This is a genomic window from Kitasatospora sp. NPDC022785 (assembly GCF_055561295.1).
In genome coordinates this window covers 65223-79483 of sequence record NZ_JBVHHB010000004.1, presented here as the reverse complement: position 1 = coordinate 79483, position 14261 = coordinate 65223, and the positions used below count along the sequence as shown (strand labels likewise).

Here is a 14261-nt window from a genome sequence, read left to right as displayed (position 1 = left end):
GAGAACCGGCCACCCGCGCGGGGATGAACCGCGGGGCGTCAGGCGGCGGGCGTGCGCAGCAGCCGCAGCGAGCGCCCGGGCAGGGTGACGGTCTCCTGCGGGTGGTGGCTGTGGGTGCCGTTGCCGGTCTCGTCGGCGGCGGTGTCGAGGACGGTCGCGTACTGGGCGTCGGGCGCGGCCCAGGGCTCGCCGGGGAGGGTGAAGGGAACGGCGTCGGGGCCGGCGTTGAGCAGCAGCAGGAAGCTGTCGTCGCGCAACGGGTGGCCGTACTGGTCGCGTTCGGACATCGCGGTGCCGGAGAGCAGCATGCCGAGGCAGGCCGTCGGGCCGAACCAGTCGGCCTCGGTCATCTCCTTGCCGCGCGCGGTGAACCAGGCCAGGTCGGGCTGGCCGCCGGGGACGGCGGCCCGGCCGGAGAAGAACGCCCGCTGGCGCAGGACGGGGTGGGCGCGGCGGAGCCGGACCAGACGGGCGGTGAGGTCGCGCAGCCCGGCCCAGCGCGGGTCGTCCAGCAGCGACCAGTCGAGCCAACTGACCTCGCTGTCCTGGCAGTAGGCGTTGTTGTTGCCACCCTGGGTGCGGCCGAACTCGTCCCCGGCGGTGATCATCGGCACACCGGTGGAGAGCAGCAGCGTGGCCATCAGGTTGCGGAGTTGGCGCAGGCGCAGGGCGTTGACGGCCGGGTCGGCGCTCTCGCCCTCGGCGCCGTGGTTCCACGAGCGGTTGTCGTCGGTGCCGTCCCGGTTGGCCTCGCCGTTGGCCTCGTTGTGCTTGCGGTTGTAGGAGACGAGGTCGCGCAGGGTGAAACCGTCGTGCGCGGTGACGAAGTTGACCGAGGCGTACGGGCGCCGGCCGCCGCGCTGGTAGAGGTCCGAGGAGCCGGAGAGCCGGTAGCCCAGCTCGCGCACGTCGGGGCGGGCCCCGCGCCAGAAGTCCCGGACGGTGTCGCGGTACTTGTCGTTCCACTCGGCCCACAGCGGGGGGAAGCCGCCCACCTGGTAGCCGCCCGCGCCGACGTCCCACGGCTCGGCGATCAGCTTCACCCGGCTGAGGACCGGGTCCTGCGAGACGGCGGCGAGGAACGGGTGGTCCATGTCGACGCCGTCGTTGCCGCGGGCGAGGGCGGCCGCGAGGTCGAAGCGGAAGCCGTCCACGCCCATCTCCGTCACCCAGTACCGCAGCGAGTCGGTGACCAGCCGCACGACGTGCGGCCGGCGGGTGTCCAGGGTGTTGCCGCAGCCGGTGTAGTCGGCGTAGCCGCGCGGGCGGTTCAGCGGGAGGCGGTAGTAGCCGGCGTTGTCGATGCCGCGGAAGGAGAGGGAAGGGCCGAGCTCGGCGGCCTCCGCGGTGTGGTTGTAGACCACGTCGAGGATCACCTCGATCCCGGCGGCGTGCAGCGCGCGCACCATCCGCTTGAACTCGCCGACCTGGCCGCCGCGGCCGCCCGAGGAGGAGTAGCCGGCGTGCGGGGCGAAGAAGCCGATCGTGTTGTAGCCCCAGTAGTTGACCAGCCCGCGCGCCTGGAGGTGGTCCTCGCTGGCGTGCTGGTGGACGGGCAGCAGCTCGACGGCGGTGACGCCGAGGGCGGTGAGGTGGGCGATCGCGGCGGGGTGGGCGAGACCGGCGTAGGTGCCGCGCAGGTGCGGCGGGATCTCCGGGTGGCGCATGGTGAAGCCGCGCACGTGCAGCTCGTAGAGGACGGTCTCGGCCCAGGGGGTCTTGGGGCGGTGGTCGTCGTACCAGTCGTCGTCGTCGTGGACGACCACCGATCTGGGCACGTACCGGGACGAGTCGCGGTTGTCCCGGACGGTGTCGGCGACGTCCGCCTCGGGCCAGTTGCGGACGGCGGCGCAGACCGCGTCGTGCGAGGTGTAACAGCCGTCGACGGCGCGGGCGTACGGGTCGAGCAGGAGCTTCGCCGGGTTCCAGCGGGCGCCCGTCCACGGGTCCCAGCGGCCGTGCACGCGGAAGCCGTACCGGGTGCCGGGGCGGACCCCGGGCAGGAAGCCGTGCCAGGTCTGGAAGTCCTGCTCGGTGAGGCGGTGTCTGCTCTCCCGGCCGTCCTCGTCGAAGAGGCAGAGGTCGACGGCCTCGGCGCCGGCCGCCCAGAGCGCGAAGTTGGTGCCCTGCCGCCCCTGGGCGTCCGTCCGGAAGCGCGCGCCGAGCGGCTGCCAGCTGCCGGGCCACGGCGGCTCGGCGGTCGGCCCGCCGCGCGGCCGCACTCCGGCTTCCAGCTCCTGCCCTGACGCCATGGCCGTACCCTCCCTGAACCGGGGTGTCCCGGACCCCGTTCACCTTCTCTTTCCCTGATCCCACGACCCGGAAGCCCGCTGAACGGAGGCTTACGGCTCGGGGGTGGTACGGGGCCGCCCCCGGCGCGGTGCGGCGGGCGGGGGAGCGGGGCGCCGGAGCCCGCTGAACGGGGGCTTGCCCCGGGGTGTCGCCGCGGGGGCGGTGGGCCGGTGTGGTGAGGATTCCGGGGGTGAGGGCGTGTCCTGCCGGGATCACCCTCGTTGTGGGGGTGTCGGACGGGAAATGGCGGGAGGCCCCGGAATGCGGCCCCGAGGACGGGTTTGGGCACGGCGCGCGGGGGCGTTGGCCTGGTGCCTGGCGGTGTTGACGGGTTGCTCCGGCGGCGCCCCGGGGAGCGGCGACGCGGCCTCTCCGGGCCCGGGCCACGCCGCCTCGGCGGGACCGGGCCACGTGGCGCCGCCGCCCGCCTCGCGGGCGGCCGTCACCGCGCTGCCCGCGGACGACGCGCAGGACGTGCCGCCGGAGGGCCCGGTCCGGGTCACGGTGGCGCAGGGCAGGCTGGTCTCGGTCCGGCTGGCCGACACCAAGGGCACCGAGGTGGCCGGGACGATCTCCGCGGACGGCTCGACGTGGCGGCCGGACGGCCTGCTGGCGCAGGGCACCGCGTACACCCTGGATGCGGTGGCCGAGGACGGGCAGGGCCAGAAGGCGGCCCACCACACGGACTTCTCGACCGTCGCCCGCGCCCACACCTTCGTCGCCTTCTTCACCCCGGAGGACGGCTCCACGGTCGGCGTCGGCATGCCGGTCTCGCTGCGCTTCAGCCGGCCGATCACCGACCGGGCGGCCGTCGAGAAGGCGGTCGCGGTGACCGCCGACCCGCCCGTGGAGGTGGCCGCGCACTGGTTCGGCAACCAGCGGCTCGACCTGCGTCCGCAGAAGTACTGGGCGGCGGGCACCAGGGTGTCGGTGGCGCTGCGGCTGAAGGACGTGCAGGGGGCGCCGGGCGAGGTCGGCACCCAGACGAAGGACGTCCGCTTCACGATCGGCCGGGCACAGGTCTCCACGGTGGACCTCGACGCCCACACCCTGACCGTGCGGGCCGGCCAGGGCGGCAGGGTGGTGAAGGCGCTGCAGGTGTCCGGCGGCGATCCGAAGCACTCGACGTACCGGGGGGTGCTGGTGGTCTCCGAGAAGTACAAGGTGACCAGGATGAACTCGAAGACCGTCGGGATGGGCGACGAGTACGACATCAAGGACGTCCCGCACGCGATGCGGCTGACCAACTCCGGCACGTTCATCCACGGCAACTACTGGGCCGACCCGGAGGTGTTCGGCACCGCGAACACCAGCCATGGCTGCATCGGCCTGGCGGACGCCAAGGGCGGGGCGAGCAAGGACACCCCTGCGGGCTGGCTGTTCGAGCACACGATCCCCGGGGACGTGCTGGAGGTGAAGGCCTCGACGGGGGAGCTCGTCCCGCCGAACAACGGCCTGAACGGCTGGAACCTGCCCTGGGACCAGTGGCTGGCCGGCAGCGCCGTCCCGCACGGGACGCCCTGAGCCCGGCGGGCCCGGCCGCCCGCCCCGCCCGGTCGCCCGCCCCTGCCCCCGTCCGGGCCCCTCCCTTCACCCCGAGTCCACCTCCGGTCCACGGACCTCCCCCCGGGATTCACTCATTCGGCTTAGCTATCCTGCTGTCCGCGCCGAAGCCCGGCGCGAAAGATCGCCGGTCAGGTGCAACCCGTCCGGGTAGATGCGCGTCCATCAGGATGGACACCGGGAGGGGAGAAACCGTGAAGCCGGTTTTGGCGGCCGACGCCGCAATACGCACCACCACCATCAACCGTCGCAACCGTGGCCTGCGCCGCAGTGCGGTGGCACTGGCGATGGGAGGGGTGCTGCTGCTCACCGCGGCATGCAACGACGACAAGGGCGGTGGCAGCGGGACCGGCGGTGGTGACGCGGCCGCGACGGCGGGGGCCGGCGGCGCCCCGGCGCCGGGCCAGGCCTCGGCGGCGCCGAAGCCCTCGGCCGCGGTGCTGACCGTCGACCCGAAGGACGGCGCCCAGGACGTCTCGCCGACCAACGGGCTGAACGTGTCGGTGGCCAACGGCCAGCTCACCACGGTCGAGGTGACCGACAAGGAGGGCAAGCCGGTCGCGGGGGCGATCACGCCGGACGGCACCGGCTGGAAGCCGAGCGCCGCGCTGGCCGTCGGCATGGTCTACAAGGTGAACGCGCAGGCCAAGGACGCCGAGGGCCTGGTGACCGCGTCGACGACCTCGTTCACCACGCTGACGCCCGAGAAGAAGATCTCCACCAACGACAACATCGCCGACAACGCCACCTACGGCGTCGGCATGATCGTCTCGGTGGAGTTCAACAAGGACGTCAAGAACAAGGAAGCGGTCGTCAAGGGGATCACCTTCGAGACCGGTGACGGCGCCGCCACCGAGGTGAAGGGCCACTGGTTCGGCAACCGCCGGCTGGACTTCCGCCCGGCCGAGTACTGGAAGCCCGGCACCAAGGTCACCATCAAGTACCGGCTGAAGAACGTCGAGGTCGCGCCGGGCATCTACGGTGACGTGGACAAGGACGAGCCGTTCACCATCGGCCGCTCGCAGGTCGCCACCGCGGACGCCAAGACCCACCAGATGACGGTGGTCCGGGACGGCCAGAGCTCGACCGTGCCGGTCACCCTCGGGGCGGACGCGACGCCGTCCTGGGGCGGCACCATGGTGATCATGTCCAAGGAGAAGGTCACCCGGATGAACTCGCAGACCGTCGGTCTCGGCGGCGAGTACGACATCCAGGACGTTCCGCACGCCATGCGGCTGACCACCTCCGGCACCTTCGTGCACGGCAACTACTGGGCCAGCCCCTTCGGCAAGACCAACGCGAGCCACGGCTGCATCTCGATGGCGGACGTGAAGGGCGGCAGCGACACCTCGGTGGCGGGCAAGTTCTTCAACGACTCGATCGTGGGCGACGTCGTCACCATCGTGAACACCAAGGAGAAGACCGTCTCGCCCGACAACGGGCTGGGCGGCTGGAACATCGCCTGGGCGAACTGGTAGCCGAACCGGCGGCCCTCGGGGCGCCCCGACCGGCACTCCCGGCGACCTGCTCTACCCAGGTAGCGGCCTTGTCAGTCCCGGTTCGATGACGACCGGCCCGATCCTCACTCGTTGGGGTCGGGCCGGTCGTCGTTCGTGGGGTAATTGCCCCTCGAATGGCGCAACCTTTCCGTTGGCTGCGGCGTGTATCAGTCGAATCCCGCCGGGATCAGGGACGGGATCGAGGGAGGGAGTCGACGTGAGGTCGATACGCAAGGTGGTGGCCGCCGGCGTTCTCGGCGGCGCGATGGTGCTGACCAGCGCCTGCGGCGGTGGCGGCAGCGGGAGCGCGGCCAAGGCCGACCTGGGGGGCGGGGCGGCCGCGGGGGCCGCGTCGACCGCCTCGGCGTCCGCGACCGGGTCGGCGTCCGCGCCGGGGTCGGCTCCGGCGGCCGCGACGCCGAAGACGTCCGCGGCGGTGGTGGACATCCAGCCGAAGAGCGGCGCGGTGGACGTGGCGCCGAGCGGTGCGCTGAAGGTCGCGGTGGCGGGGGGCAAGCTCACCACGGTCAAGGTGAGCGACAAGACCGGCAAGGAGGTGGCCGGCACGATCGCCGCCGACGGGAGCAGCTGGACCCCGTCCGCCGGCCTCGCGGTCGGCACCGCCTACCAGGTGAGCGCGATGGCCGCGGACGCCAACGGCGTGGTCGCCTCGGCGGACAGCAGCTTCACCACGCTGACGCCCGAGCGCGAGGCGAAGGCGAGCGACAACATCGAGGACAACGCCACCTACGGCGTCGGCATGATCGTCTCGGTCGACTTCGACAAGGACGTGAAGAACAAGGACGACGTCGCCAAGGGCATCTCCATCGAGACCGACAACGGCACGGTGGTGAAGGGCCACTGGTTCGGCAACCGCCGGCTGGACTTCCGCCCCGAGGCGTACTGGAAGCCCGGCACCAAGGCCACCGTCCACTACCGCCTGAAGAGCGTGGAGATCGCCCCCGGGGTGTACGGCGGCGTGGACCGGGACGAGCCCTTCACGATCGGGCGATCGCAGGTCTCGACGGTTGACGCCAAGACCCACGAGATGACGGTGGTGAACGACGGCAAGACCTCCACTATCGACATCACCTCCGGCTCGCCGGAGCACCCGACCTGGAACGGCACCATGGTCGTGATGTCCAAGGAGGGCGTGGTGCGGATGCAGTCCAGCAGCATGCCCGGCATGACCGGCGCGCCGTACGACCTGCAGGTACCGCACTCGATGAGGCTGACCACGTCCGGCACGTACGTGCACGGAAACTACTGGAGCAACGCCTTCGGTGAGGACAACGTCAGCCACGGCTGCGTCGGTCTCAAGGACGTCAAGGGCGGCGGCGACTCCACCTCGGCGGGCAAGTTCTACGACGACTCGCTGATCGGCGACATCGTGACCGTGAAGAATTCTTCACGCGGCCAGGTGGAGCCGGACAACGGCCTCAGCGGCTGGAACCTGGCCTGGAGCGCCTGGTAGGAGCCGGTTCGTGGCAACCCGGGCTTGACGGCGGGCCGGTCCGGGTTGCACGGGGCATATGCCGATCGGGTCGTGATCGTTTGCTCATTGTCCGTACGCGGCTGCTTGCGTTCCGCAATGATGGGTCGCATGGCGGGTTGGGGCGAAACAGATCAGTCATCACTTCCTGGGTCCAGCTTGGTTGCTGACGCGTCGTGGATGTGCTTCCAGGACACGCTCGCGGCCCTGGAGCGGCTCAGCTCGGAGGAGCTGGAGCGGATGTATTCCGGCAGGCTCGGCGATCAGTCGGAGCCGGGCGAGGTGCGGTTGCCGTCCCGGCCGGAGTCCGGCCCGGTGGCCCGCCGGCTGGTGCTCTCCGTCCTCGAATCCTGGGACCTGCACCAGCAGTTGGAGGTCGGCGAACTGCTGACCAGCGAGCTGGTCGCCAACGCGGTGCGGCACGCGGCCGGGCGCACCATCGGTCTCCAGGTGATGCGCAAGCCGGGCTGGCTGCGGGTCGAGGTGCGGGACTCCTCGCGGTCCCTGCCCTGTCTGATCCTGGCCGAGCCGCTGCCGGTCAACGAGCGCGGCCGCGGACTCAAGATCGTCGACGACCTCTCCGACCGCTGGGGCGCGGACCTGCTGCCGCGCGGCAAGGGCGTCTGGTTCGAGCTGAAGGTCCGCGAGCGGCACTGAGGCTCCTGGCGGGGCGCGTGGGGCCCGGAAAACACGCAGGGCCCCCGATGGCGCCGTGGTCCGGCGGCTGGGGGCCCCTGCAAGTCATCGCGCCGGCCAAGGGGGTGCGTGCCGCGCGATGGGCGACGGCCGTGCCAGGTCGGGCCAGCCGTAGTCGGTGTGTCCGCGGCGGAGGCGAGGAAACCTCGCTGTCGTCCGCCCTCGGACTCCTCGACTATCGCACGGATCTCAGCATGTGGGCAAACCGAGAATCTTGGATTACAAGGTTTGTAACCTGGTTCACCTTTGGATTTTGCATAGGTTAACGCCATCGCCTGAGATTATTCATGATCGATGCAAACCGGCTCGTGTGCGGGCGGTCTGGCGACTCACCACTGCGGGGGCCGGTCGCGGGGGTGGCGGCGGTGCGGCGGGGGCGCCGGCACGGCAGGCCCCGCGGAGGCCGCCGAGCACGGCCCGGGGCCGCGCCGGGACGAAATCTCGTTGACTTCGAGTGGGCTTCCGGTTTTACGGTGCCCCTGGTAAGTGATCGTCCACGGGGGAAGTTCATGACGAACCAGCAGGCCCACGAGGCCCTCATCGCGTTCGACCGGGCCCGGCAGGCCGACTTCGGCTTCAGCCGGCCGCAGCTCCGGCTGCTTCGCCATCTGTCGCAGCACGACCTCTCGCCCGACGGCCGCGGCCTGACCGTGGCCGAGCTCCGGGAGGCCATGCGCTCCCACCTCGGACCCGGGGACGACCTCGGGGCCGATGCCGCGGTGCTGCTGGAGCTCGGGTGGCTCACGGGGGACGGCGAGGGGCGGCTGTGGATCACCGAGTCGGGAGAGGCGGCCCGTGCCGACCTCGCGCGGCACGCCCCGGTCGGCCGCGAGCAGATCCACCACGGCGTCGACGACGCCGGCCACGTCACCGCCCCGAAGGTGCCGCGGCAGATGATCCGGGACGCCGGCGGCCGGCCGGCCAGGACCTAGTCGTTCCCGGCGCCCGCCGCACGGGAGGTCGGCCGGTCCGACGTCCTGTGCGGGCGGCCGGGCCGAGGCCGGCGGCCGACGCCGTGGCTCGGTGATCAGGCGGCGCCTGGGGTCCGGCCCCGGTGCGACGGTCCGCCGGGCGGGATCCGTCCCGCTCGGGTCATGCGCTCCGGAGGCGCAGGGTCAGGCCGTCCAGGACGACGTCCAGGCCGTAGGTGAACTTGGCGTTGCGCAGGGCCACCGGGTCGACGTCCACGACCGCGTCGTACGCGTGGGCGAGGTGCTCGCTGTCGGCCACCGCCTCCCGGGCCGCGGGCATCAGGCGGGCGATGAAGTCGGCTTCGGTCTCGCCGGAGCGGGCGACGGTCATCAGCCAGGCCGCCTCCGTCGTACTCATGCCGATCGTGTACGAGAGTACCGTCTCGATCGCGCGCGCCGGCTCGGGAAAGCCGGCGAGGGTGAACAGGGAGGCCAGCCGCTCGGAGTAGGTCATCAGGTTGGGGCCCAGGTAGGCGAGCCCGGCCTGGCCGAGGACCGAGGCCAGCCAGCGGTGGCGCAGTGTCGTGGCGCGGAAGGACTCGGCCGCATCGGTGACGGCAGCCCGCCAGTCGGGGCTGTCGGCGGGTGGGATGGTGATCTCGCCGAAGACCTCGTCCACCGCGAGCTCCATCAGCTCGTCCTTGGTGGCCACGTGCCGGTAGAGCGAGGTCGCACCCGCGTTCAGGCGGGCGCCGAGCTTGCGCATGGAGAGCGCCTCGACGCCGTCGGCGTCCAGCATGGCGACGGCCTCGCGGACGATCGCGGTGCGGCTGAGTGCGGGCTGGTCGGGCTCGCGCTGCTGGCGGGTCCAGACGGACGGGATCGGGTTCTGACTGGTCCTGGTGGCCATGGGATTTCCTCACTCTCCTGCGTACACCGTGCGCATCCAGCGTACATCCGCAAGGGGTTGCGCACACTGTTCCACTCTGCGTACAGTGTGCGCATCGAAGGAACAGTGTGCGCAAGCCGAAAGGGAAGACCCATGGAAACCCGCAACCCACGTCGCTGGTGGATCCTCGTCGTGCTCTGCCTCAGCACGCTGGTCCTGGTGATCGACAGCATGGCGCTCACCGTCGCCGTCCCGTCCATGACGGAGGACATCGGCGCCAGCACCCAGGACATCCAGTGGATCCTGGACTCCTACGTCCTGGTGTTCGCCGGACTCCTGCTCACCTCGGGCAGCCTCGGGGACCGGTTCGGACGCCGCAAGGTGATGATCATCGGCCTGTTGCTCTTCGGAGCCGCCTCACTGGCCGCGACCTTCTGCACCAACCCCGGTGAGGTCATCGCCGCCCGGATCGCGATGGGCGTGGGCGGTGCGCTGATCATGCCCTCCACCCTGTCGATCCTGATCACCGTCTTCGAGGAGGACGAGCGCAGCAAGGCCATGGCCGCCTGGGGTTCGGTGTCGATGCTCGGCCTGGTCGGCAGCCCGGTGCTCGGCGGCTTCCTGATCGACCACTTCTCCTGGCACTCGATCTTCTTCATCAACGTCCCGGTCGTCGTCCTCGCCGTCCTGGCCGGCCTCACCCTCATGCCCGAGTCCAAGGGCCCGTGGCAGAAGCCGGACCCGCTGGGCGCGATCCTCTCCGCCGCCGGTATGACCGCCCTGATCTGGTGGATCATCGAGATCCCGCAGCACGGTGCCTTCGAGGGCAAGTCGCTGATCACCCTGACGGTCGCCGTCGTCGCCCTCGGCGGGTTCGTGATCTGGGAGAACGTCACCGAGTCGCCGATGGTCCCGCTGGTCCTCTTCAAGCACCGCAACTTCAGCGGCGGCTCGCTCTCGCTGACCCTCGTCCAGATCGGCAACGGCGGCCTGCTCCTCGTCCTCACCCAGTACCTGCAGTTCGTCCTCGGCTACTCGCCCGTCAAGGCCGGCCTCGCCTTCGTCCCGCTGGCCGTCGCCGCCCTCATCGGCAACGGCGCCGGCGCCGGCCTCGCCGCCAAGATCGGCAACCGGGTCCTGATCCTGGGCGGCATGCTGATCATGGCCTCCTCGTTCGCCATCCTCACCACCGTCACCGCCGACGGCGGCTTCACCCTCCCGGCCGTCGCCCTCGGCCTGCTCGGCCTCGGCGCCGGCCTGGCCATGCCGGCCGCCGTCGGAGCGCTGATGGGCACCATCCCGGCCGACAAGGCCGGTGTCGGCTCCGCGCTCAACGACACCATCCAGCAGGCCGGTACCGCGCTGGGCATCGCCATCCTCGGCTCGCTGCTCTCCAGCCGCTTCGCCCAGGAGATGCCGGCCGGTGCGCCGGAGCAGGCCAAGCGCTCCATCGGCGACGCGCTGGCCATCGCCAACGGCGACGCGGGCCTCGTCCACGCCGCCCGGGAGGCCTTCACCTCCTCGATGTCCACCACCTTCACCATCAGCGCGATCAGCATGCTGTCCGCGGCCGTCCTGGCCACCCTGGTCATGCGGAACGGCAAGCCCGATGCCGCGCAGGCCGCCGCCGACGAGGCGGAGCTCGTCGCCTGACCTCCGCCCGGACCCGAAGGCCGGCACCCCCTCCCCGGGGGTGCCGGCCTTCGTCGTGCCCCGGAGGGCCGGGCCCGCGGCAGCGCAGCCGCTGATCAGCCGGTCACTCGTCGACGGCGGTGGGGACCCAGCCGGTGTGCTCGTCCTTGTAGAAGTACCCCGGCGCGCCCTTCAGGCCGACGGTGCGGAAGGGCTTGCCGTGGTCGTTGACGGGGAGGGTGCCGTGGCGGTCGCCGCTGCTCCAGGCCAGGACGAGGTTCCAGCTGACGTCCTGGGAGGTGGTGCGGGCGTCGATGTTCAGCACCTGCGGATCGGTGGCCGACACCGAGTAGGGGAAGTTGGAGGTCCTGCCCTTGACGGCGCCCTCCAGCGCCGGGACGGGCACCGGGCGCGGGGCAGCGGAGTCCAGGTCGACGGCGAAGGCCGACGGGGTGATCTCGCCGCCGCAGCCGGAATCCAGGGTGTAGGCGTTCCCCTTCGGGGCCGGCCGGGTGCTGACCACCTCCACGTAGAGGGCGCTCAGGACGACGGGCTTGGCGTTCTCGCCCTGCGCCGTCAGCTGCAGCCGCAGATGCCCGCCGGGGAGGGCCTGCTGGTCGGCGGCCCAGCTCTCCGTCCGCTGGTTCGATGGGGGTGCGGCCACGGCGCGCGGGGCGCGGGGGGTCAGGAACCACTGGCCGCAGCGGTTGCCCCAGTTGTCCGTCAGGACGTTGACGTGGAAGGGCGGTGCGTCGTCCTCGGGCGTCGACGAGGCCGGCCCGGTGGCGGTGGCGGTGGCGGTGGCGGTGGCGGTGGCGGTGGCCGGGGCCGGGGCGGCCGGGGCGGGTGCGGCCGGGGTGGCGGGCGCCGGCTCGGTGGCCGGGGGAGTGGCGGCGGGGGAGGAGGCGGTGGCGGCCGGAGGCCGGCGGCTCGCGAGCGGGGTGTCGGTGCGGCCCGCCAGATCGAGGACCGGGATCGCGGCCACGGCGACGACGGCCACGGCGGCGGCGCTCAGCAGGATCCGGGTGTCCGGCAGCCGACGGCGTCGCCGGTCGTCGGCCGGCTGAGGCTGAGACTGCGGTTCCGGTTCCGGCGCGGGCTCGGCTTCCGGGGCCGGGTGCGGTGCCGGCTCCGGCGCGGGGGCCGCCGCGCGGGCCGGTTCGGTAGCGGGCCCGGCCGCGGGGGCGGGCGGGCCGGACGGCTCCCGGCGGCGGGCCGCGTCCGCCAGGATCCAGCGGCGGTGCAGCTCGACCAGTTCGTCGGCGCCCGCCCCGCAGACCCGCGCGAGCCGCTCAACCGGCGCGTACTCGGTGGGGACGGCGACGCCGTTGCAGTACCGGTGCAGCGTCGAGGTGCTGACGTGCAGCCGGGCCGCGAGCGTGCCGTAACTGCGGCCAGAGCGGTCCTTCAGCTCGCGCAGCATCGCCGCGAATTCCTCGGTCTCCACGCTCATGTTCGCATCCCCTCGTCCCGGTACGGCGTTCCAGGCTCCCCCGAATCCGCAGCTCACGGTACCTGTCGGCGTTCCGGCGTCCCGAACCGCCCGGCAGGGCTGGCGGCCGGGACGGACCGGGAGCCAGTCTGCGGTGCGGCGGCGGCCCGTCCCTCGACGGCGCGGTGCCGCAAGCGCCCCTCAGCAGTGGTCCCGCAGTGATTCCCGCCCGTCATCCCCCAGCGAAAGCGAGTCCCTCCGCATGCGTACGCCCAAGCGACGTCACATGAGCATCCCGTTCGCCGCCGCCGGTCTGCCGGCGGTCGCCGCCCGGCCGGCCGCCGCGTGAACGGCGTGGTGACCGGCAAACGGCAGAGCCCCCGGAACGGTCGCGTTCCGGGGGCTCGGGCCTACCGCGGCGGGATCAGCACTCGATGACATTGACGGCGAGGCCGCCGCGGGACGTCTCCTTGTACTTGATCTTCATGTCCGCGCCGGTCTCCTTCATGGTCTTGATCGCCTTGTCGAGGGAGACGTGGTGGCGGCCGTCGCCGCGCAGCGCCATCCGGGCCGCGGTGACGGCCTTCACAGAGGCCATGCCGTTGCGCTCGATGCACGGGATCTGGACCAGGCCGCCGACCGGGTCGCAGGTGAGGCCCAGGTTGTGCTCGATGCCGATCTCGGCGGCGTTCTCGACCTGCTCGGGGGTGCCGCCGAGGACCTCGGCGAGGCCGCCGGCCGCCATCGAGCAGGCGGAGCCGACCTCGCCCTGGCAGCCGACCTCGGCGCCGGAGATGGAGGCGTTCTCCTTGAAGAGCATGCCGATCGCACCGGCGGCGAGGAGGAAGCGGACGATGCCCTCCTCGTCGGCGCCGGGGATGAAGTTCAGGTAGTAGTGCAGGACGGCGGGGATGATGCCGGCCGCGCCGTTGGTCGGCGCGGTGACGACGCGGCGGCCGGAGGCGTTCTCCTCGTTGACGGCCATCGCGTAGAGGGTGACCCACTCCATCGCGTTGGCCGGGCCGATGCCCTCGGCGCGCAGGGCGCGGGCGCCGGAGGCGGCGCGGCGGCGGACCTTGAGGCCGCCGGGGAGGATGCCCTCGCGGGACATGCCGGCCCGGACGCACTCCTGCATGACCCGCCAGATCTCCAGCAGACCGGCCCGGATCTCCTCCTCCGTCCGCCAGGCCTTCTCGTTCTCCAGCATCAGGCCGGAGATGGAGAGGCCGGTCTCCCGGCTGAGCCGGAGCAGTTCGTCGCCGGTGCGGAAGGGGTACTTCAGCGCGGTGTCGTCGGGCTTGACCCGGTCGGCGCCGATCGCGTCCTCGTCGACGACGAAGCCGCCGCCGACCGAGTAGTACGTCTTCTCCAGCAGCGGGGAGCCGTCGGCGGCGAAGGCCCAGAGGGTCATGCCGTTGGCGTGGTACGGCAGCGAGCGGCGGCGGTGCAGGATCAGCTGGCTGTCGGGGTCGAAGGCGATGGCGTGGCTGCCGAGCAGGTTGAGCCGCTTCTCGGTGGTGATCCGCTCGACGTCCGCGTCGGCCTGGTCGACGTCGACGGTGCGCGGGGAGTTGTTCTCCAGGCCCAGCAGGACGGCCTTGGGGGTGCCGTGGCCGTGGCCGGTGGCGCCCAGCGAGCCGAACAGCTCGGCGCGCACGCCCGCCACGTCCGTCAGCAGGCCCTCGGACTTCAGGCGGCGGGCGAACATCCGGGCGGCGCGCATCGGGCCGACGGTGTGGGAGCTCGACGGGCCGATGCCGATGGAGAAGAGGTCGAAGACGCTGATGGCCACGGAGGACGTCCTTGTCTGGTCTCGTGGAAGGACAAGCAGGCGGGGTGCCGGCACGGAACGGGG

Annotated in this window: 10 protein-coding genes; 6 read left to right on the top strand and 4 right to left on the bottom strand. The window is 72.0% G+C overall.

Annotated elements, in window-relative coordinates:
* Positions 1–38: 38 nt before the first annotated feature.
* Positions 39–2252 (bottom strand): glycogen debranching protein GlgX, encoded by a 2214-nt coding sequence (glgX, locus tag ACZ3YO_RS08210; protein WP_465566440.1) that lies wholly within the window; start codon positions 2250–2252, stop codon positions 39–41.
* 301 nt (positions 2253–2553) lie between these two features.
* On the opposite strand from glgX, the gene ACZ3YO_RS08205 reads away from it, so the two are divergent.
* From ACZ3YO_RS08205 to ACZ3YO_RS08185, 5 genes are all read left to right on the top strand, one after another.
* Entirely contained in the window at positions 2554–3816 is a 1263-nt protein-coding gene (locus ACZ3YO_RS08205; protein WP_465566437.1) for a L,D-transpeptidase, read from the top strand.
* Positions 3817–4049: 233 nt separating this feature from the next.
* Positions 4050–5333 carry a L,D-transpeptidase gene (locus tag ACZ3YO_RS08200; protein ID WP_465566435.1) on the top strand — a complete coding sequence of 428 codons (1284 nt, stop codon included), beginning with the start codon at positions 4050–4052 and terminating at the stop codon, positions 5331–5333.
* 238 nt (positions 5334–5571) lie between these two features.
* Positions 5572–6828, top strand: a complete 1257-nt coding sequence (locus tag ACZ3YO_RS08195; RefSeq protein ID WP_465566433.1) for a L,D-transpeptidase — start codon at positions 5572–5574, stop codon at positions 6826–6828.
* Between the two features lie 198 nt (positions 6829–7026).
* Positions 7027–7503: an ATP-binding protein gene (locus ACZ3YO_RS08190; protein ID WP_465566431.1), complete on the top strand. Its 477-nt coding sequence runs from the start codon at positions 7027–7029 to the stop codon at positions 7501–7503.
* 548 nt (positions 7504–8051) lie between these two features.
* On the top strand, positions 8052–8474 hold the full coding sequence (locus ACZ3YO_RS08185) for a MarR family transcriptional regulator (protein ID WP_465566428.1): 423 nt from the start codon (positions 8052–8054) through the stop codon (positions 8472–8474).
* Between the two features lie 160 nt (positions 8475–8634).
* Here ACZ3YO_RS08185 and ACZ3YO_RS08180 read toward each other — a convergent pair whose 3' ends face one another.
* The gene (locus ACZ3YO_RS08180; protein ID WP_465566425.1) at positions 8635–9363 is read right to left on the bottom strand and encodes a TetR/AcrR family transcriptional regulator; all 729 of its coding nucleotides are present in this window, start codon (positions 9361–9363) and stop codon (positions 8635–8637) included.
* 132 nt (positions 9364–9495) lie between these two features.
* Between ACZ3YO_RS08180 and ACZ3YO_RS08175 the strand changes: the two genes are divergently transcribed.
* Positions 9496–10995, top strand: coding sequence for an MFS transporter (locus ACZ3YO_RS08175; protein WP_465566423.1), 1500 nt, complete (start codon positions 9496–9498; stop codon positions 10993–10995).
* A 103-nt stretch (positions 10996–11098) separates the two neighbouring features.
* On the opposite strand, the gene ACZ3YO_RS08170 is transcribed toward ACZ3YO_RS08175, so the two are convergent.
* A complete protein-coding gene (locus tag ACZ3YO_RS08170; RefSeq protein ID WP_465566420.1) occupies positions 11099–12427 on the bottom strand; it encodes a helix-turn-helix domain-containing protein in 1329 nt (442 codons plus the stop codon).
* Positions 12428–12830: 403 nt separating this feature from the next.
* Entirely contained in the window at positions 12831–14198 is a 1368-nt protein-coding gene (locus ACZ3YO_RS08165; protein WP_465566417.1) for an L-serine ammonia-lyase, read from the bottom strand.
* Between the last annotated feature and the right edge of the window lie 63 nt (positions 14199–14261).

Bases quoted from the DNA above. Each gene is read 5' to 3' on its own strand.
- glgX (WP_465566440.1), bottom strand. From the start codon at position 2,252: ATGGCGTCAGGGCAGGAGCTGGAAGCCGGAGTGCGGCCGCGCGGCGGG.
- ACZ3YO_RS08190 (WP_465566431.1), top strand. From the start codon at position 7,027: ATGTGCTTCCAGGACACGCTCGCGGCCCTGGAGCGGCTCAGCTCGGAG.
- ACZ3YO_RS08205 (WP_465566437.1), top strand. From the start codon at position 2,554: ATGCGGCCCCGAGGACGGGTTTGGGCACGGCGCGCGGGGGCGTTGGCC.
- ACZ3YO_RS08175 (WP_465566423.1), top strand. From the start codon at position 9,496: ATGGAAACCCGCAACCCACGTCGCTGGTGGATCCTCGTCGTGCTCTGC.
- ACZ3YO_RS08180 (WP_465566425.1), bottom strand. From the start codon at position 9,363: ATGGCCACCAGGACCAGTCAGAACCCGATCCCGTCCGTCTGGACCCGC.
- ACZ3YO_RS08170 (WP_465566420.1), bottom strand. From the start codon at position 12,427: ATGAGCGTGGAGACCGAGGAATTCGCGGCGATGCTGCGCGAGCTGAAG.
- ACZ3YO_RS08185 (WP_465566428.1), top strand. From the start codon at position 8,052: ATGACGAACCAGCAGGCCCACGAGGCCCTCATCGCGTTCGACCGGGCC.